General features: G+C 42.4%; 21 protein-coding genes. 10 read left to right on the forward strand and 11 right to left on the reverse strand.

Features of this window, described 5'->3' with window-relative positions; genetic code table 11:
* Positions 1 to 193 precede the first annotated feature (193 nt).
* Both AN394_RS19750 and AN394_RS19755 read left to right on the forward strand, forming a co-directional pair.
* Positions 194 to 694, forward strand: a complete 501-nt coding sequence (locus AN394_RS19750; protein WP_160316773.1) for a DUF4124 domain-containing protein — start codon at positions 194 to 196, stop codon at positions 692 to 694.
* A gap of 69 nt (positions 695 to 763) precedes the next feature.
* Positions 764 to 1,528 (forward strand): MBL fold metallo-hydrolase, encoded by a 765-nt coding sequence (locus tag AN394_RS19755; protein WP_054563716.1) that lies wholly within the window; start codon positions 764 to 766, stop codon positions 1,526 to 1,528.
* Here the strand turns inward: AN394_RS19755 and AN394_RS19760 are convergent.
* Both AN394_RS19760 and AN394_RS19765 read right to left on the reverse strand, forming a co-directional pair.
* Positions 1,500 to 2,618, reverse strand: a complete 1,119-nt coding sequence (locus tag AN394_RS19760) for an aminotransferase class V-fold PLP-dependent enzyme (RefSeq protein ID WP_054563717.1) — start codon at positions 2,616 to 2,618, stop codon at positions 1,500 to 1,502. The two genes, AN394_RS19755 and AN394_RS19760, sit on opposite strands and share 29 nt — an antisense overlap.
* The gene (locus AN394_RS19765) at positions 2,618 to 3,787 is read right to left on the reverse strand and encodes a monodechloroaminopyrrolnitrin synthase PrnB family protein (RefSeq protein ID WP_054563718.1); all 1,170 of its coding nucleotides are present in this window, start codon (positions 3,785 to 3,787) and stop codon (positions 2,618 to 2,620) included. The genes AN394_RS19760 and AN394_RS19765 overlap by 1 nt, the downstream gene beginning before the upstream one ends.
* 113 nt (positions 3,788 to 3,900) lie before the next feature.
* Here AN394_RS19765 and AN394_RS19770 point away from each other — a divergent pair, with 113 nt between their 5' ends.
* The 3 genes from AN394_RS19770 (at position 3,901) to AN394_RS19780 (ending at position 6,934) form a co-directional block, all read left to right on the forward strand.
* Complete coding sequence (locus AN394_RS19770; RefSeq protein WP_054563719.1) at positions 3,901 to 4,362, forward strand: Lrp/AsnC family transcriptional regulator; 462 nt, start codon at positions 3,901 to 3,903, stop codon at positions 4,360 to 4,362.
* Positions 4,363 to 4,430: 68 nt separating this feature from the next.
* On the forward strand, positions 4,431 to 5,798 hold the full coding sequence (locus AN394_RS19775; RefSeq protein ID WP_055022353.1) for a carboxylesterase: 1,368 nt from the start codon (positions 4,431 to 4,433) through the stop codon (positions 5,796 to 5,798).
* A complete protein-coding gene (locus AN394_RS19780) occupies positions 5,795 to 6,934 on the forward strand; it encodes a GNAT family N-acetyltransferase (protein WP_055022354.1) in 1,140 nt (379 codons plus the stop codon). Before AN394_RS19775 ends, AN394_RS19780 begins: the two co-directional genes overlap by 4 nt.
* On the opposite strand, the gene AN394_RS19785 is transcribed toward AN394_RS19780, so the two are convergent.
* Positions 6,911 to 7,501, reverse strand: a complete 591-nt coding sequence (locus AN394_RS19785; protein ID WP_055022355.1) for a DUF938 domain-containing protein — start codon at positions 7,499 to 7,501, stop codon at positions 6,911 to 6,913. The genes AN394_RS19780 and AN394_RS19785 overlap by 24 nt on opposite strands.
* 183 nt (positions 7,502 to 7,684) lie before the next feature.
* Here AN394_RS19785 and AN394_RS19790 point away from each other — a divergent pair, with 183 nt between their 5' ends.
* The 5 genes from AN394_RS19790 (at position 7,685) to AN394_RS19810 (ending at position 10,786) form a co-directional block, all read left to right on the forward strand.
* Complete coding sequence (locus tag AN394_RS19790; RefSeq protein WP_054554610.1) at positions 7,685 to 7,879, forward strand: hypothetical protein; 195 nt, start codon at positions 7,685 to 7,687, stop codon at positions 7,877 to 7,879.
* A gap of 145 nt (positions 7,880 to 8,024) precedes the next feature.
* Entirely contained in the window at positions 8,025 to 8,351 is a 327-nt protein-coding gene (locus tag AN394_RS19795) for a hypothetical protein (RefSeq protein ID WP_082423031.1), read from the forward strand.
* Between the two features lie 8 nt (positions 8,352 to 8,359).
* Positions 8,360 to 9,736, forward strand: a complete 1,377-nt coding sequence (locus AN394_RS19800; protein ID WP_055022357.1) for an aspartate ammonia-lyase — start codon at positions 8,360 to 8,362, stop codon at positions 9,734 to 9,736.
* Between the two features lie 149 nt (positions 9,737 to 9,885).
* Positions 9,886 to 10,371, forward strand: a complete 486-nt coding sequence (locus tag AN394_RS19805) for a hypothetical protein (protein ID WP_055022358.1) — start codon at positions 9,886 to 9,888, stop codon at positions 10,369 to 10,371.
* 13 nt (positions 10,372 to 10,384) lie between these two features.
* Complete coding sequence (locus AN394_RS19810; RefSeq protein WP_055022359.1) at positions 10,385 to 10,786, forward strand: hypothetical protein; 402 nt, start codon at positions 10,385 to 10,387, stop codon at positions 10,784 to 10,786.
* Here AN394_RS19810 and AN394_RS19815 read toward each other — a convergent pair.
* The 8 genes from AN394_RS19815 to AN394_RS19850 all read right to left on the reverse strand — a co-directional run bounded on the left by AN394_RS19815 (position 10,779) and on the right by AN394_RS19850 (position 16,852).
* Positions 10,779 to 10,964: a hypothetical protein gene (locus AN394_RS19815; RefSeq protein ID WP_054554683.1), complete on the reverse strand. Its 186-nt coding sequence runs from the start codon at positions 10,962 to 10,964 to the stop codon at positions 10,779 to 10,781. The two genes, AN394_RS19810 and AN394_RS19815, sit on opposite strands and share 8 nt — an antisense overlap.
* A gap of 65 nt (positions 10,965 to 11,029) precedes the next feature.
* Positions 11,030 to 11,347: a hypothetical protein gene (locus AN394_RS19820; protein WP_054554605.1), complete on the reverse strand. Its 318-nt coding sequence runs from the start codon at positions 11,345 to 11,347 to the stop codon at positions 11,030 to 11,032.
* Positions 11,344 to 11,982 (reverse strand): hypothetical protein, encoded by a 639-nt coding sequence (locus AN394_RS19825; protein ID WP_055022360.1) that lies wholly within the window; start codon positions 11,980 to 11,982, stop codon positions 11,344 to 11,346. Before AN394_RS19825 ends, AN394_RS19820 begins: the two co-directional genes overlap by 4 nt.
* A 71-nt stretch (positions 11,983 to 12,053) precedes the next feature.
* Positions 12,054 to 12,746 (reverse strand): PspA/IM30 family protein, encoded by a 693-nt coding sequence (locus AN394_RS19830; protein WP_054563727.1) that lies wholly within the window; start codon positions 12,744 to 12,746, stop codon positions 12,054 to 12,056.
* A 24-nt stretch (positions 12,747 to 12,770) separates the two neighbouring features.
* The gene (locus AN394_RS19835) at positions 12,771 to 13,184 is read right to left on the reverse strand and encodes a YjfI family protein (protein WP_054563728.1); all 414 of its coding nucleotides are present in this window, start codon (positions 13,182 to 13,184) and stop codon (positions 12,771 to 12,773) included.
* A 79-nt stretch (positions 13,185 to 13,263) separates the two neighbouring features.
* Positions 13,264 to 14,916 (reverse strand): polyamine aminopropyltransferase, encoded by a 1,653-nt coding sequence (locus AN394_RS19840; RefSeq protein ID WP_408003018.1) that lies wholly within the window; start codon positions 14,914 to 14,916, stop codon positions 13,264 to 13,266.
* A 73-nt stretch (positions 14,917 to 14,989) separates the two neighbouring features.
* Positions 14,990 to 15,889 carry a DUF350 domain-containing protein gene (locus AN394_RS19845; protein WP_055022362.1) on the reverse strand — a complete coding sequence of 300 codons (900 nt, stop codon included), beginning with the start codon at positions 15,887 to 15,889 and terminating at the stop codon, positions 14,990 to 14,992.
* 30 nt (positions 15,890 to 15,919) lie between these two features.
* Positions 15,920 to 16,852, reverse strand: a complete 933-nt coding sequence (locus AN394_RS19850; RefSeq protein WP_054554600.1) for a hypothetical protein — start codon at positions 16,850 to 16,852, stop codon at positions 15,920 to 15,922.
* Between the last annotated feature and the right edge of the window lie 554 nt (positions 16,853 to 17,406).

Below are 17,406 nucleotides of genomic sequence, written 5' to 3' on the forward strand. Positions count from 1 at the left end.
GGCCGAGTGGCCGAAGGCGCTCCCCTGCTAAGGGAGTATAGGGTTTGTAGCTCTATCGAGGGTTCGAATCCCTCCTTCTCCACCATTTTATTATTAAAAACCGCTTTTAAGCGGTTTTTTTATGCCCGAAAACTTGCACACTTCATTATATTTCATGCATGCTAAGTATCTATTTGCTACACAAAGTGATGCTATGTTTCGTTTTGCATTTTTTACTCTTGCCCTACTTACCTGCACCAACAGTCAAGCCACTATTTATAAGTGCATGATTGACGGGGTTGCCACTTTTACGGAACAGCCTTGTGGAAAAGATGCAGTAATCGTGAAAATTGCACCGCCACCAGCAACTAGCCAAACACCAGCTACAGAGCAGCCGCAAAAACCACAAAAGCCTGCCGACTTAAGTGTTGAAGATTATTTAAAAATTCAAAAAGCCGATCGTGAAATAGAGCGCCTTCAGCTAGAAATTAAAGAACTACAAAAACAACAAAGTGAGCGCATCGATAAACTCAATAATATGACGCAAGATGCCGCAAATAGGTTAGGCGCAGCGTCTATTGATGATGCTATCAGCAAACAAAGTGAGCGTATTAACGCTTACTATAAGAGCCAAATCAGCATCCTCGAAAAACAGGTAGCACAGTTAGAAGAAAACAAAAAGCAGCTCAAAGAGCGAGGCACGCAATCCAATTAGCTTAACTTACTAAAACTGGTCAGACATGATATAACAACATTTGCTGATTTAGTTTAAGGGTCAATTGTTTTGCACATTCACACGCTCGAAGGTTATATTCAAAATATCTATTTAGTTGAATATCCAGATAAATTGATGCTGCTTGATGGGTGTTGCCGTGCTGATGTTGATACTGTATTTGACTATATTACCGAACAACTAAAGCGCCCCATCACTGACTTAAAACTGATTGTAGTCACCCATATGCACCCAGATCATGCCGGTGGAGCGCATGCACTAAGAAAGTTAAGTGGCGGCAAAATAGCTACGTCGAACGCTCCAGGTCAATGGTATAGAGGCATTGATGGTTTCTTAATGCATTTAACCGATATCGCTTTGGCTTGGTGGGTCGCAGGTAGGTTAAATAAAAAACGCCACAACCTTTGGTACAGCCGCCATCTAGATGCAGATTATTACCTTGCTACTGATGCAACCCTACCCGGCTTTGACGATTGGCAAGCACTACATAGCCCAGGTCACACTGACCGAGATATTAGCCTTTATCATATTCCTAGCGAGCGAATTTACATTGCTGATTTACTAGTAAAAGTAAAAGGGCAGCTTGTGCCACCCTTTCCTGTTTTTTACCCTAAGCTGTATTTAAGCTCTTTGTTGATGCTAAAAGCGCTACAACCAAAACGGATTATGTTTGCCCACAGCAACGAAGTCAGTATTGATGACATCGACTTTGAGCAAGTTTTAGCGCTGGTCCCAGAAAAACCAATGACGCATTGGCGTTCAGTCAAAGCAAAGGCTCGACAAGCACTTAATTTAAAGCGCTTTTCACAGTCGTGATAAAAGTATCTATATCCTGCTGATCATTATAAATATGAGCAGAGACTCTTAAGCCTAAGTGACGTTCATCAACCGCAATATTCGCTGCAATAAGCGCAGCTTTAACAGCCGCTTGTTGCTCGCCAAAATGCATAATAGCCGTACCAGAGCATTTGTCAGCCTGTATTGGTGAGCGCATATAATCAGCTAATTGATCATGAAACTGCGCGAGCATTGCTAAGTTATGAGCACGTACTTTCTCAATACCAAGATCAGCAAAGTAATTAATACTATGCGAAGCCAAAATATAAGGTGCAACTGAAGGGGTACCGCCCCAAAAGCGCAATGCGGTTTGATGATAAGCAAAGTGCTTAATATCAAACTCAAACGGATTTTGATGAGAAAACCAACCAACATCTTGTGGCTGACAAAGTGAAAGCTGCTTGCTGCTAACCCATAAATAAGCAGCACCAGGCCCACCACATAACCATTTAACACTCGAGCCCAACATAAAATCGGCATCAAGCTTAGTTAAGTCGACCTCTAAAATACCCGCAGACTGCGCAACATCTAGTAAGCTCAATGTGTTGTGTTGTTTCGCGATATTTATAATTTCATGAATAGGCGCTTGCTGACCCGTGTTTGAATAAACATGGCTAATAAAGACTAAATCAATATCATTTTTCGCTAAATATGACTGCCAAATCTGCGCATCGGTTAGGTCTTCATGCTTACCTATAAACACGATTTCAGCACTTTCCGGTAGGGCCTTTTGCATCGCAAAACCCATACTTGGAAAGTCACTTTCGGCCATCAATACTTTGCAATTTTCTTGTTGAAGTCGCGGGTGCGACATCAACAGCTTGGTTAAACCACTCGATAAGTTAACTTGTGGACAAAATAACTCACTGTGCGAGTTAAATAATTTAGCGAGACTACTCGTAAATGCCTCAACACCTTGCAACCACTGTTGCCATGGTTCTTTATTTTCATTTTGCCAAGCAGCAAAAAACTGCTGATGAAAATGCTGCTCAGCAGATTTTAAGGGGCGCCCAACAGAGTGGTTAAGCAAATAGCTGCCTTGTGGAATTACAAAATCGTCTTTACTCATTACTTAATCCACTGTTTTAACTTAGTTAAATCATCAAACCGAGTTCGAATATCGTCCCTTTTTGCTGCCGCACGGCGATCACGTAACTGCTCTAGTGAGTTAAGTAACACATGCAAAGGCGGCCCACTGGCAGTGACTTTATCCATATGTTGTTGCTGCATTTGCTGTGAAGGCTGCGCTATGTATTTACTGACCAACTGATTATGGTGGCCAATGGCAGTATCACCATGCAGTTTACACACTTGAATGAACAGCTTTAAGTTAGTTTGTAACCATTCGCTATCGCGCTCAGCTTCTGCCGCTAAAAAGTCATCCATAATGCTTGTCATACGCATGCTTTCACGCAGGATCTGTTGATCTTCAGGCATCATATACAAGAATTTATCCACCAGCATTTGCGAGTAACTAGGTTCATTAGCAAAACAAAGACCAAGCAATAAATCGATAACATTAATGCCCGCAAAATCACCGGCATTCGCGCCACGATATACCTCTTTACCTACTCGATACGGCTTGTAATAAGGGCGTACACAATAGAAAAAGCGGTCTGTATCGAGCTTGTTGTATAACGTATTATTCGACTCAATCACATCAAGCAATGCTTGTTTTGCCACTGCGAGTAAATCTGCTGCGATAGGGTGTGATATCCCTAATGGCTGAATTTTTAATAAAGCATCTGCCGCGCGCTTATACGCTAAAATGCCCTTGGTATTGTAATCAATAAAGATTTTCTCATCTTCAAGGTCAGTAAAGCGCTTATACAAACCATCAACCGCTTTATTGTGGGTGGTTAAATGTGCCGTTGCAAAACGTGGGGTTACGCCAATAGATGCACCAATGTGCATTGCCAACGCAGAAGCTTCAACAAGCGGTGAACTTGTTTCACGAGAAGGCTCAGTGATCTCATGGCGACGGCATGCCGCCATATACAAGCCAACATTACCTAATAAGTCAAAGGCATTATCAAAGCCTTCATCGGTATTGCCCTCTGCCAGTAATGCACGAATATGCTCATTACCTTCTTGCTCTAATTGACGTTTAAGGTGCTCACCGACACCCTCTACATTCGCTTTATCGTCTTGTTGCCAATATAGTTTTTCTAATTCGCTGTTGATCTCAACAAAACGGGTGCGAAGCCAGCTATCAAATGCCTTAGTGTTCTCAGTCACAGGCTCACTCCAAAATAATTATATTGCGATAATGTTAACAGAGTTCAATGAGTGCTAATCGCCAAAATATAGACTAGAATCCATCTAGATTAGTGAAAATCACTCAAATAAAAATGAAATTAGATAAAAAAGACCAACAATTACTTAATGCTTTACAGGATAATGCGAGAACTTCTGTCTCAGAGCTGGCACACTCGGTTAGCCTGTCCGATACCCCTTGCCTACGCCGCATTAAAAAGCTCGAATCAGCAAATGTGATCAGTGGTTACCATGCTGCCATCAATCCTAAAGCCGTTGATTTAAATGTGTCTGTGTATGCCTTTGTTCGCTTAAACCAGAACTCTGTTACCGCTGCTGAGCAATTTGAACAGCAGGTTGAGAAGCTTGACCATGTACTTGAGTGTTCTGTTATTTCAGGCAGTTATGATTACCTGCTGAAGATCGTTGCCGCTGATTTAGAAAGCTATGAAAGCTTTGTGAAACATAAATTAGGTAGTATTGATTGTATTGCTAACATCGAATCGACAGTGGTCTTAAAACAAGCATTCACTAAGCGTCATTTACCGCTCGCTTGACGCACCTTGCTTGCAAATAAAACATAACTCGATAAGCTAAAAATAGGCTTTAAAAGGATGCTTAAAATATGAAATTCATCAACTTAGTTGCTATCTCTTCGGCCATCAGTGGGCTATTTAGCAGCTCATTAATGGCACAGCAACAAACCTGCCTTACTCAGCTTGAAGACCAAGAACTGATGATGAAAAGTAAGCGCGAAGGACTGTTTAGAGAGCCATTACCACGCACCCATAGCACCTTTAGCTATAATATCGAGCAAGCATTTAGTGACTATTTAACCGCTGCTTACCTGCAAATTAGTAGCGAAAACCCGCGCGCTAATTTGCCATGCCCTGTTTACACAGACACCTATCAGCAGCTTGTTGCACAAGGCGCTCGACCAGCTAACGCGACTGTTGCCGATTTAATAAGCCCATTTGAACTTAAACAGGCCAATAGCCGTAAAGCAGTGCTCTTGATCCACGGTTTAACCGACTCACCCTTTACCTATCACGACCTTGCACAAGTGTATTATCAACAAGGGTATACGGTACGCACAATTTTACTACCTGGGCATGGTACCGCTCCTGCAGCACTTAGAGACATCGATGCCGATGATTGGCAAAAGGCTAGCGTGTATGCCATTGAGCGCACATTAAAAGATTTTGATCAGGTGATATTAGGGGGCTACTCAACGGGTGCTGCACTGGTTATTGATTACTTAACTCAAGGCCCGGTCGATAATAAGATTACTGCTGCTATGTTGTTTTCACCCGCAAGCGAGCCACACAATAAAAACGGTTGGCTGGCGAAATGGGTTGATGCGATTCCATTTGTGAATTGGATTGATAAAGATGCGGACCTTGATTTTGCCAAGTATGAGTCGTTTCCATTTAGTGCAGCCTCAGCTAGTCACGAAGCAATGAGCCGTATTAGCCTTGATGAACTACGTCATCGCCAACTCCCTAATGTAGCGATATTTAGCACTTTTAGTGATGTTGACACCACAATAGATAACCAAGCAACCTTTAAGATTTTAACTAAGCTGCACGACCCAAAAACGCGCAAAAATAACCAGCTTGATCGCCTTGTATACTATGGTGATGACGATAATATTCCCGCCAGCTTTCCAGCTGATTACCAAATAATTCGTGATGACTGCGACACCGATGACTGTAAAAAAATCAAAGGAATGTCACATATTGGTATTGTTAATACACCCAGCAACCCTTACTACGGTCGCACAGCATTGTATCGCAATTGCGGAAGCTACTTAGATGACGACAAGCTTTATACAGCCTGCAAATACCAAAAAGACGTTGTGATGGGTGAACGCACAGCCGAAAATTTACAAGCGCACAAACCCTTTGCACGACTCACGTTTAACCCTTATTTCGATAAGCTTGCTATGCATATCAACGGTTTCATCAAAGATATTGAATCGGCTGAACAATGAGTGAGTTTAGCCACCGCTGGTTTAATCAAATAAGCGAGATTGATGCCACTCTTTGGCAATCATTTTTTGATGATACGCCCTTTACTGATCACGCTTTTTTAGCGGCTTTAGAACAAACGGGCTGTGTGAGTGAAGAGTCGGGTTGGCAACCTATGCACCTAGCAATTTACCAGCAAGAACAGGTCATAGCCTTACTACCCGGGTATCTAAAACACCACTCTTATGGTGAATATGTATTTGACTGGGCTTGGGCTGAAGCCTATCAACAACATGGCCTAGAGTATTACCCCAAATGGCTGTGTGGCGTACCATTCACACCTATTGCTGGGCAACGAATTAGTATAAATCACGATAACCCCACTGAAGTCTATGCTTACACTCAGCATGCACTCACAGCAACAGCAGCGCAGTTAGGCTGGTCAGGTTGGCATATAAATTTTTGCCACCAGCAACAAGCGACTGCATTAACTAGCGATACCGTAATGCAACGTCATGGCGTGCAGTTTCAGTGGTTTAATGAAGGCTATAATTGCTTTGAGGATTTTTTAGCTTCACTCACCGCAAGAAAGCGTAAATCGCTCAAAAAAGAACGCGCTAAAATAACTGAACAGCAGATAGCCGTAGAATGGATAGAAGGTGCTGACATCAGCAAACAGCACATGCAGCAATTTAGTCATTTTTACCGCCAAACCTATTTAAAGCGCTCAGGCCACAATGGTTATTTGAATACCGCCTTTTTCGAGTTATTGCAGCAAAGCATGGCCGACAAACTGGTGCTAATGTTCGCTAAATATCAAGGAGAGGTGATTGCCGCCACTCTCAGTTTTAAAGATCAGAACTGTTTGTATGGTCGTTACTGGGGAACGAACTATGAGCTCGATAGTTTGCACTTTGAGCTTTGCTATTATCAAGGTATTGAATACTGCATTGCCAACAAACTTAAACAGTTCCATTCTGGCGCGCAAGGTGAGCATAAAATAAGTCGCGGTTTTAAGCCCGTAAATACCTATTCACTGCATCATATTCAGCACGGTGATTTTGCAGCTGCCATTAGCGATTTTATAACTAGAGAACGCCAACATATGGCGCTCTATAAAGCCCAATGCGAAAGCTTACTGCCTTTTAAACAGCAATAATTGGTTATTCGCTGGCATTTGCACATCTTCAACAAAGGATAAGCCAGCTTGCTCTGCAAGTTGGCAAATCGCTTCAAAATCACGAATCGCACTATTTGCATCTTGCTGTTTTAAAAAAGCATCAAATTCAGCATTACTAGCACTGGTAAACTTACCTTGGTACTTAAATGGTCCATAAATACACAGCTTACCTTTTGGCGCTAAGTGCTTTGCTACACCTTGGAAAAAGCGCTCCACCAGTGGCCAGCTAATAATGTGCATTGTGTTCGCGGTGAAAATGGCATTCACAGTTTCAACCGGCCAAGGATCATTAAGGTCGAGTGTCAGTGGCGCATGCAAGTTAGTTAATGCAGCTTCTTGATGCCATTGTAAAATCCCCGGGTGATTAACCTCGCGATCACTACAATGCCACTGCAAATGTGCTAAATGCGTTGCAAAATGCACACTATGTTGCCCAGTACCTGAGCCGACTTCTAATACATCCGTCACATCAGAAAAGAACGCTTCTAATACGTTTAAAATAGGTAATTTGTTGTTTTCACAGGCTTGAGAGAAGGGCTTATCCATACAAATTAGTGCACCATGTTTGGTAATTAGTGCACAACAGTAAAGCAAAAATAAATAATAAAGTCGCGGTGAATTTATTAGTTAAAAATATAAAACCATTATTTTCAACAAGTTAAATTTATTGATCAATATTGGTACAGCTTATGCTATTTCCTAAGTGAGTTAACCAATAGGAGCAATATTATGTATATCTCACCCTACACCGCTGTAGATGCAGCACTTGCAGCCAGCGAACGTGCTGAAAGCGAAAAAGCCGCCTTAACAAGTTGTGACGACAGAGCAACCGTGATCGATCTTCTTTCTCAATGTAACAAAGAAAATGTACAGGCGCCGAAAAAACATGAAACAGACCAGATTTTTATTCTCGGCTACAATTAATCACACACAGTTAATCCATTCAGTCTTAGCTTCATTATATAAGACTTGCACTAAAACCGATTAACTGTAATGATAACAATTATCATTACAGTTAATCGGTTTTTCTATGCACTCTCACAATGCTATGCTCCATTATCAGCGGCAAATGAAATGTGTTTGCCAAAGACCTGGGCTACATGCCCCTGCACTTGTTGCTAACTATGTTGAAGCGGGTTTAAACATTGCACGCTATTACGAAAAGCATCACAACTTTATTTTGCAAGAGCTGTATCTAAGGCGCACCTTTTATGAACTACTTGAAAAGATGTGTGATTCATTAGTGCATAATGCAATTCGTAAACAATGTTTGGCTCAGCTTTATAAACCGCAACTTGCGCTAAAGCGTTACTACAAAACTCATAACTGTATTGAAAAGTATTTCAGTTTGGAGCGAGAAGCGTGTCTTCTCAGCCAAGAATTTAACCCGATTTAGGAGTGTTTATGAGCCAATTTAGAACCGAATCAGATAGCATGGGTGAACTACAAGTCCCTGCCAATGCGTTGTATCAAGCTCAAACGCAACGCGCTATCAATAACTTCAAAATTAGTGGCTTAGCCATGCCTAAGCAATTTATCACCGCCCTCGCCTACATTAAGCAAGCTGCCGCGCAAAGTAATGCTGCTTTAGGCCATTTGAGTCAAGGTAAAGCTAAAGCTATTGAGCAAGCATGCCAAGAGGTCATCGACGGTAAACATTTTTCAGAGTTTCCTGTTGATGTATTTCAGACAGGCTCTGGCACTAGCTCAAATATGAATGCCAATGAAGTCATTGCAACGCTGGCGAGCCAATTTGCAGGGGAAACCATTCACCCCAACGATGATGTGAACATGGGACAAAGCTCAAATGATGTGATCCCCACTGCGATTGCTGTAAGTAGCGCTATTAACATCATTTATGAGCTGTTTCCTAAACTCGATAAACTCAGTCAAAGCCTACAAAGCAAACAAGCCGAAGTGGGCCATATTGTGAAAACCGGTCGCACACATTTAATGGATGCAATGCCTGTGAGTTTTTCACAAACACTGGCTGCATGGCAGTTACAAGTGGATCATGCAATGGCAGGCATTCGCCAAGCTCTTGAGCGAGTTTGTGAACTTGCACAAGGTGGCACAGCAGTTGGTACCGGCATAAATGCCGATCCAGCATTTGCCGGTGAGTTTTGCCAACACTTGAGTGAGAATGTAGGTATTCGCTTTAGCCCAAGCAAAAACTTCTTTTATAACATAGGCTCACAAGACGCCATTGTTGCGCTCTCAGGCCAGCTAAAGGTACTTGCTGTAGCACAAATGAAAATAGCCAATGACTTGCGCTGGATGAACTCTGGCCCACTTGCAGGTCTTGGTGAAATTGAACTTGAAGCTCTACAGCCAGGTTCATCAATTATGCCGGGTAAAGTAAACCCTGTGATCCCTGAAGCGGCGGCTATGGTCAGCGCACAAGTAATTGGCAATGACGCGACCATTACAGTGGCTGGTCAAGCCGGTAACTTTGAGCTCAATGTAATGCTACCTGTGATTGCCCTAAACATTTTGCAAAGTATCGAACTTTTAGCAAATAGCAGTGAAGCACTGGCAGATAAAGCGATTGCCAGCTTTAAAGTAAACCAAAGCAATGTTGATAAAGCGCTCGCTAAAAACCCAATTCTGGTTACTGCACTTAATCCGGTGATCGGCTATAGCAAAGCCGCAAAAATTGCCAAATTAGCTTATCAAGAAGGTCGCCCTATTATTGATGTTGCTGCTGAGCATACGGATATTTCACGCGAAGAACTGAGCGAGTTATTGAACCCAGCCAAACTAACCCAAGGTGGTTTGTAATACCTATTCATTGCAGATAGCTGTAAAACTTTTATCTTATTGTAGCTCTGTGAATACAGAGCTACTTACTGAAAGCTAACGTTTTTATTGCTCCACTTTGAGCAATGTGTATGATAGTGAGTACTTATTCAACGATTTTTAGGTATGTTATGCGCTATCCACTATTGGCAATTTTATTTCCTGTGTTATTAACTGCGTGCTCGGACGCTGCAACTAATGAGCAAGCCGAATCAACGGCAACCAGCAATAAACTTGTCGAGGCACCAAAAGCCGTTGAAATAAAAAACGCTGAGGAAGTGACCAAAGCAGCCCCAGATAAAGCCACTATTGGCTCTGCCCATGAGCAACTTAAACAATTAATCGATGATCCAAGCTGTGACAACAGCACCCAATGTAAAGTATTACCTGTTGGTAGTCGTGCTTGTGGCGGCCCAAGTAGCTTTATTGTTTATTCAACCAAAACAGCTGACACTGCTGAGGTTGAAAAGCTTGCAAAAGATATCACCGCCCTTGAAAAGCAATTTAACGCAGCAAACGACATGATGAGTATTTGTCAGCATCTAACCGCACCAGGTGCGCAGTGTTCTGAGAATACTTGTGTTAGAATCGAAGGCTCAGCGGCAAGTGTATACTAAGGAATAAGCAATAATGGTTCGTTCATCGACTTTCAAGAAACTTTTCATCACCACAACTGTGTTAGCAAGCATTGCTTTAAGCGGTTGCGAAACAACAACGTCGGGTAGTTCTGCGCGCGTTGATTTAGGTGATTTAAACGATCAGCTGAACGATATCGTTAGCAATAATAGCTGTACCGCGAGCTTTCAATGTAAGGTGTTAGAAGTTGGTGAGCGGGCATGTGGTGGGCCAAGTCGCTATGTGGTTTATTCAACGTTAAACAATACACAAGAGCAAGCAGAGCAACTTGCAGAGCGAATTACAGCCGCTGAAAAGTCATCTGATCAAGCATTAACTGTTAACGATTGCTCACCAGTTCTGCCTATACAATCGCTGTGTATTTCACAGCAGTGCCAAGCATTCGAGATTAAGTAAATAATGCAATAAGGCCGGATACTATCACCACGCTGATGATACAAATCCCGGCCTTATATATGTACTTAACCTGCATTGTATTATGCACCCAGTAAGCATAAATGTAGCGAACAAAGTAACTTGCTGCAGTGCCAAATAATGCAAAAATAACTAAATACGCAAGTAAAATAATATCCACAGTCATGCCACTTCTTCAAAACATCTAGCCTCAGTGTAAGGGCTTAAAGAAGTAAAGGCAAAACCTTAGCTTTTTTTACTGTGTTCAATAAGTAATTCAGCCACGCGCTGCTTCACAGCACGCTTATCATCGGCTGCAACACCAAAGCGCTCAGCCAATAAAGCAATCTCTTCATCATTTAAGTTAAACGATAAACGCTGTCTGGTTTTTTTCGACTTAACGTCGAGCTCCAAAATCTTACGGATCATATCTGATGGCGTAAGTTCTTGGTCAATGGCTTGCTTCTTAATTGATTTTTGCACTTCAGAGCTTAAATCAAAAGCCATTTGCGTGGCTCTAACGGCTTGCTCCTGACGCTGCCATTTGGCTTTTGCATCACTCACTTGGCATCCCCAGGAAATAAGTCAACAATATCGCTAATTGGTCTGGTTAACGTCAGTGATACCTCTGTTTCACCGCCTTCCCAAATCTCAATATTTAAACTATGCGATTCATCATCTGAGCTTAAACAGATCATTTCACACGGCTCACCACCTTCGTCTTCATAACGAGGTAAAGGTTTATTGCGGTAGTCCTTATTATGGAAATAACACACATAAGGTGCTTCTGATTGTTTGTAGCTCGATGCTAAAAAGTGACTAAAACGCTCCGGACTATTTTGCACGTTAATTGCCGTTAATTCGTCTTCATCAAAAATACGAGCGAACTCATCAAGGGTAAAAATCTCATCAACATCGTCGCGTTGAATTTTGATCGTAAAGTTTGCCCATTGCTCACCGTCATCTGATTCAATTTGCAAAAACACCACTTGGCCAGATTCACTCTCGAGTACCAACTCATACTCTGCACTACGTTGGTACTGATACGTTTGCACATCAATAACACGCAGTGTTTGTCCTTTTAACCAGCTTGGGTAAGCGAACGAATCAATCACCGTCAGCATATCACCAACGAGTAATTGGCTTGGATCAGTAAGCTGACGCTCTGGGGCTTTTTTAGATTTGAAAAAGTTAAACATTGGCTGACTCCTTGTTGAAGCAAAAAAGGTAACCCAGTGCGTGGGTTACCTTTTGTCTTTCCGTTAACTGATTAGCTATTTTGTTTTGCTTTAATACGCGCCAGAATATCCGCGCTTTTCGGATTGGTATCACCAATACCCGCTTCAGCCATTTTCGCTTTTAAATCATCGCCATTAGTATCAGCTTCTAATTGCTTAGCCGCACCTAACTGGTCTTGGCGGTCTTGCTGACGCTGCTTAATACGCTCAAGAGACTCACGTGCTGATGTCATTGATGAGCTGTTAGTATTTAGCGTGCTATTAACAGCCATTGTTGCTTGCTGAACACTCTCTGTCGTTTTAACCATCGTTAATTGACGTTGGTTTTCTTTAATCGACTTTTCAGCATCTTTAACTTGCTGCTTTAGTTGCACAATGTGGTTACTAAAACCAGCTAACACTTCTTCGTGCTCTGCTTTCTCAGCTTCAAAATCACCGATTTTTTCTGCGATTTCTAATGCTAGCGCTTCATTGCCTTTTTCAAGTGCTTGACCTGCATACGCTTCATGTTCTGCAATTGATGCATCTAGTGCGCTAATTTTACGCTTCGTTTGCATCTCTTTTGCCATTACTTCGGTAAGGCTTTTTTTAGCGCGTTGTAGGGCATTTTGTGCATCAGCAATTTCTTGTTCAAAGATACGGATACCGTTTGCATCAACAATTGCTTGTCCTGCTTCACGAGCGCCACCACGTACAGCTGTAAATAGTTTCTTTAAAATACTCATAATCTTAACTCCAGAAATTGCTAATTAATCGTTTAAATAAATGGTCACGGCTTCAAGTGCATCAATCGCATTGTCTGCCAGTGTTACCAACTCATGGGTAATATCATCAAACGATGAATTAACCGATAACGCGCCAAAAATAGCGTATTTATCATCAATTTTTGCAAATGCACTTAATGGAATTGGTACATTTAAACGTAGTAACGTTTCGTTTAACTCATTACGCATATCTGCTTGTACTTCGTTTTCAGCAAACAGGTAGCTTATACACAGTAGTTGCTCTTCTGTTTGGGTAACAAAGATAGGTAACTCATCATTCCCATCGACGATAACTTGTAACACATCTTGCTCACCTTCGTTGGCAATCAAGAAAGACTCAAAGCTCACACCTTCTGTTTCAAAAGAAGCCAGTTTGATTGATAGTTCATTTAATTCCATGTCTCACCTTTTTACGTTTTGACATATTATGTCTGAGTTAAGATTTGCATAGCCGACATATTATGTCAACTATAAAATATCAATTTTTGTACAATTCGGTTTCAACTTGCCACGCTTGGCGGTAATAATCATATAAGGTTCCTGAACCTAATCTATTGACTTCAATCGTGTTTACTTGTTCAAAAAAATGATTCGGAAACACAAAAGAAGCCAATAAATATTCTTTGCTTACCCAACGAGATGGAACGGGTAATTCGTTCGTTTCGCGAATTCGCTGACTTGCTGATTTGCCAGCAGTGGTCGCGATAGTCCAACCCCATTGACCAAACGAAGGAATATTCTGTTGGTATTGCTCAACATAACCAAAGCCAGCAGCTTTCATTGTTTTAGCAATACTCAAAAATGCTTTCTTCGCATGATAAGGCGATGTTGATTGCACGGCCACAGCTCCATCAGGTGCCAACAACTGACGCACATGATTATAAAAATAATCACTGTACATCTTATTAAGATCAGGGTGATTAGGGTCTGGTAGGTCAATTAAAATAGTGTCAAAGCGCTCGCCTATAGCAAGCATAGCTTCGACCTCTAAAAAGGCATCTGCAATGCGAATATCAGCGCGGGGATCGCTCATAGAGTGCTTATTTAGCGCAGTTAAACGTGTTCTGATTTCCTCTGGCGCATCATAGTCGCCGACATCATTACCAAATAAGTTTAACAACTGACCATCTAAGTCAACCAAGGTGACATGCTCTACTGGCCACTTCAAAACATCACGCAATGCAAGCCCATCACCACCCCCGATGATCAACACGCGGTCATGACGATTTGAAGCCAACATAGCAGGATAGACAAGCATAGAATGATAAATTTGCTCATCCACACTTGAGAATTGTAAACGGCCATTGAGGTAAAGATCGGTAATTGCATTGGGCTGATTGCGGCTCAAACGCTCAGTTAAAACTAGGTGCTGATACTTAGTTGCTTGCGAGTAGATAACTTTATCTTTGTATAAAACATTACTTAGGTTTTTCATCCAGCTGGTGCCAAGCACGAGCACAAACGCAAAAAACACTAACAACAGTACATGGCAAACTAACAGTAACTTAGCGAAGCGAACATGTTGATGATAGCGCCATAAAAACACGAGACCAGCAATAATATTAAATAACGCCGTCCAAGCTGCTGCTTGCATAATTGGCATCGCAAGCATAATGCTCACCCAAATAGCAGCACCGACACCGGCACCGATATAATCCGCCCCGTAAATAGTTCCCGCATTATTTTCTAAAAAGCGGCCATAAACTTGCTGGCGAATACGCGCAATCAACGGGATCTCCATACCGATCAATAGCCCGAGTAACAGACCAAACACATAGGGTAAGAAACGTGACCACTCTTGTAGCTTTTCAAATACATAGCCATTAAGTACGGTATCTGCAGGCAAGTTAAAAATTTCGGAGAAGATATGCGGCAGTGAATAACTGACAGCGATAACGCTCGCTATCGCTAAAATACAGCCCATGCCGACCAAAGCAATAATACTCTCTAGCCACGCGAAAGCAGTAAATGCATCTTTAAACCAACGTGCTAAAAATGCACCGATACCCATAGCGACTATCATGGTGCCGATCATGGCATAAATGGCACTCTCGACCGAGCCTAAGACACGACCAGCATAATGAGATAGAAGGTATTCATAAATAAGGCCGCACCCAGCGAGTACGGCCATAACAGTTATTAATAGGAAATCATGCCCAAGTAGATTGGCTCTACTTGGGGCGCTTGTTGTAGTAGACACTTAATTAGGCACCTAACAAGGTTGCCATGGTCGAACCAATCGCAAATGAGATTGCTGCAGAGATAGCTGCTACACCCACGTTCTTCTGGCGGTTCACTTCATCTGAAATATCACAACCAGATAGGATGATTTTGATAGTCACTAAGTGTAGTAAAATGAAAGCAACTAAACTCACTGCTGCACTTAATGCCCAGTAACCTAAACTAGCAACAATGTTGTCAGCCGCATAAGGAGCAATACCTGATGCTGCCGTTAATGCCAATGCACTACCCACTAAAAAGCCAGCATAACGAATACCTACTGCTAAGTTACCGTCAATAACCGCTTGCTGTAAGCAATCACCACTGCGATTAGTACGCTTGAATAACTGCACTCGATATTGACTGATCAGTAGCATCGCAATGCTGCCAATGGCAAAAGCTGCGATCACAATTGGAACACCATGCCAGCCTTCAGTCGCAACCCAAAATAAAGCAGAGCGAATGACAATCGCTACACTCACCACATGGCCAAAATCAATGAGTGCAGCAGTAGCATTACCTTTTACGATTTCGTCATGCAGGCTCACTTTACGAAGCGCTACCTTGTCTTGGAAGAAGTGACCTAGCTTGATAAGCACAATCGCCATCACACCATAACCTAGCATTTGTAATGCTTCTTGTTGTAAAGTCGGTGCAAATGCGCCGCTGCTCACGCCACTAAGAACAATAGCAAGTGCCACAAGCCCAGCCGCAAAACTAATACCAAAAGCAAAATTGTCACGCTCAGTTATTTCATCATTAGCGTGTAAGTTAGATACCCAGCCTTTGATAAATTTTAGGCTGACAAATAAAGCGATAATGATTGCAAAGTCGATTGCTAAAGCTTGCAACGACCAAGTGGTTATTCCATTAAATTCATACATGTGTTGTAACTCCGGTGGTTATTCTTTTCACTACTTACCGCGGCTAATGCCACGTGATGTTCTGCTCGAGCTGTTACGTAATGACCCAGAGCTTTTACTGTAACTACTGCTAGAAGCATAGCTACTACGTGTGCGTGGCGGCGTATAGCTGCTACGGCTTAATCCAGATGCGCCACTACGCTTCTTGGCATACGGACTAGTGAATTGTTTACCTTGGCGTTGATAAGACTGACGAGTACGTGTCTCTACCGTTTGTTGTGCTTTAATCTGTTTTGGGCTCGAATAACGGTAACGGCCATAGTCATTGTAATAGCTGTACTTTCTGTGACGGCTCCAGCGACCATACTCAACTCGGTCGAATACATCGCCCAACATGCGATACATCCCGTACCATACCCAAAAGCTGGTACCGCTGCTATTTGTTTGCCATTGCCCATAGTTAGGGTTGCCAACTAACTGGTTACCAACACTTTCGCCTTCAGCAGCTTCACTAATTGCGCCAACGCGCGCCAATGACCCCTGCGACATATCAGCAAGCATATTGATAGGATCGGTAAGCGCATCTTGAAATAAAGATGGCTTGGCAGCATCACGAATAAGATCAAGTTGATGAAGAGTATCTTCATATGGTGGTATTAGATAAGTAGACTTAACATCAGCTAAGCGTTGTGTAAGACCTGAATAAATAGCCCCTTCACGAGTCGCATCAAGACTAATTACACGAGCGATCTCAGAAAGTTGTGGTTGCTGCTCAGCAAGCACCTTGCCGTATTGTTTAAGTATCGTCGCATTACGCAAAGAGCCATTATCAAGCGCTGTACCGAGTTGATTTAATTCAACTTCAGCTTTTTCTATGGATTGTTGTATTGTTTGTTTCAGCTGCTCTTCTTTCGACTCACAGCCCATAAGCAAGCTTACCAAACAAAACAGGCTAATAAGTTTCCAAGCTTTTATTTGAGACATTCATGTCACCTGATTGTGGTTTAAAAACGCAAATAGTTTTACATAGCTCAGGTACTAAACCAAGATTAAAATTGCAACAAAGGGTAAATTTGGTCGTGAATTGCTAGTTAGCAAGGGGAAAGTTTAAAGGGCTGGCGTAGGTTGGGTAGAGCGAAGCTAAACCAAACACATCACAGAGCTATCAGCTTTCAGCCGTCAGCGATCAGCCGATAGGTGGAGGTTCTAGGCTCTAGGCTCTAGGCTCTAGGCTCTAGGCAAAGTGTACTTGTAGGAATGGCTTTAGCCATGAATGTGTTTTTATGGTCTGAATTCGGCACTGAAGTGCCTCCTACGGGGGTTGTTGCTGAGAGAGTATCTGTACTAAACAACCCCACATTTCAACTGACGTCTGACGGCTGAAAGCTGACAGCTAAAACGCAAAAAAGCCCGACTCTTTCGAATCGGGCTTTCTCTTATTTGGAGCCCGGCGATGACCTACTTTCACATAGCAGCTGCTACACTATCATCGGCGCTGTTTCGTTTCACTACTGAGTTCGGCATGGGGTCAGGTGGGT

This window comes from Pseudoalteromonas sp. P1-26 (assembly GCF_001401795.1).
In the GTDB taxonomy this organism is placed as follows: Bacteria; Pseudomonadota; Gammaproteobacteria; order Enterobacterales; family Alteromonadaceae; genus Pseudoalteromonas.

Coding starts and splice junctions, on each gene's coding strand:
- AN394_RS19750 (WP_160316773.1), top strand. CDS start 194: ATGTTTCGTTTTGCATTTTTTACTCTTGCCCTACTTACCTGCACCAAC.
- AN394_RS19760 (WP_054563717.1), bottom strand. CDS start 2,618: ATGAGTAAAGACGATTTTGTAATTCCACAAGGCAGCTATTTGCTTAAC.
- AN394_RS19770 (WP_054563719.1), top strand. CDS start 3,901: ATGAAATTAGATAAAAAAGACCAACAATTACTTAATGCTTTACAGGAT.
- AN394_RS19775 (WP_055022353.1), top strand. CDS start 4,431: ATGAAATTCATCAACTTAGTTGCTATCTCTTCGGCCATCAGTGGGCTA.
- AN394_RS19780 (WP_055022354.1), top strand. CDS start 5,795: ATGAGTGAGTTTAGCCACCGCTGGTTTAATCAAATAAGCGAGATTGAT.
- AN394_RS19785 (WP_055022355.1), bottom strand. CDS start 7,501: ATGGATAAGCCCTTCTCTCAAGCCTGTGAAAACAACAAATTACCTATT.
- AN394_RS19790 (WP_054554610.1), top strand. CDS start 7,685: ATGTATATCTCACCCTACACCGCTGTAGATGCAGCACTTGCAGCCAGC.
- AN394_RS19795 (WP_082423031.1), top strand. CDS start 8,025: ATGAAATGTGTTTGCCAAAGACCTGGGCTACATGCCCCTGCACTTGTT.
- AN394_RS19800 (WP_055022357.1), top strand. CDS start 8,360: ATGAGCCAATTTAGAACCGAATCAGATAGCATGGGTGAACTACAAGTC.
- AN394_RS19805 (WP_055022358.1), top strand. CDS start 9,886: ATGCGCTATCCACTATTGGCAATTTTATTTCCTGTGTTATTAACTGCG.
- AN394_RS19810 (WP_055022359.1), top strand. CDS start 10,385: ATGGTTCGTTCATCGACTTTCAAGAAACTTTTCATCACCACAACTGTG.
- AN394_RS19825 (WP_055022360.1), bottom strand. CDS start 11,982: ATGTTTAACTTTTTCAAATCTAAAAAAGCCCCAGAGCGTCAGCTTACT.
- AN394_RS19830 (WP_054563727.1), bottom strand. CDS start 12,746: ATGAGTATTTTAAAGAAACTATTTACAGCTGTACGTGGTGGCGCTCGT.
- AN394_RS19835 (WP_054563728.1), bottom strand. CDS start 13,184: ATGGAATTAAATGAACTATCAATCAAACTGGCTTCTTTTGAAACAGAA.
- AN394_RS19840 (WP_408003018.1), bottom strand. CDS start 14,916: ATGGCCGTACTCGCTGGGTGCGGCCTTATTTATGAATACCTTCTATCT.
- AN394_RS19845 (WP_055022362.1), bottom strand. CDS start 15,889: ATGTATGAATTTAATGGAATAACCACTTGGTCGTTGCAAGCTTTAGCA.
- AN394_RS19850 (WP_054554600.1), bottom strand. CDS start 16,852: ATGTCTCAAATAAAAGCTTGGAAACTTATTAGCCTGTTTTGTTTGGTA.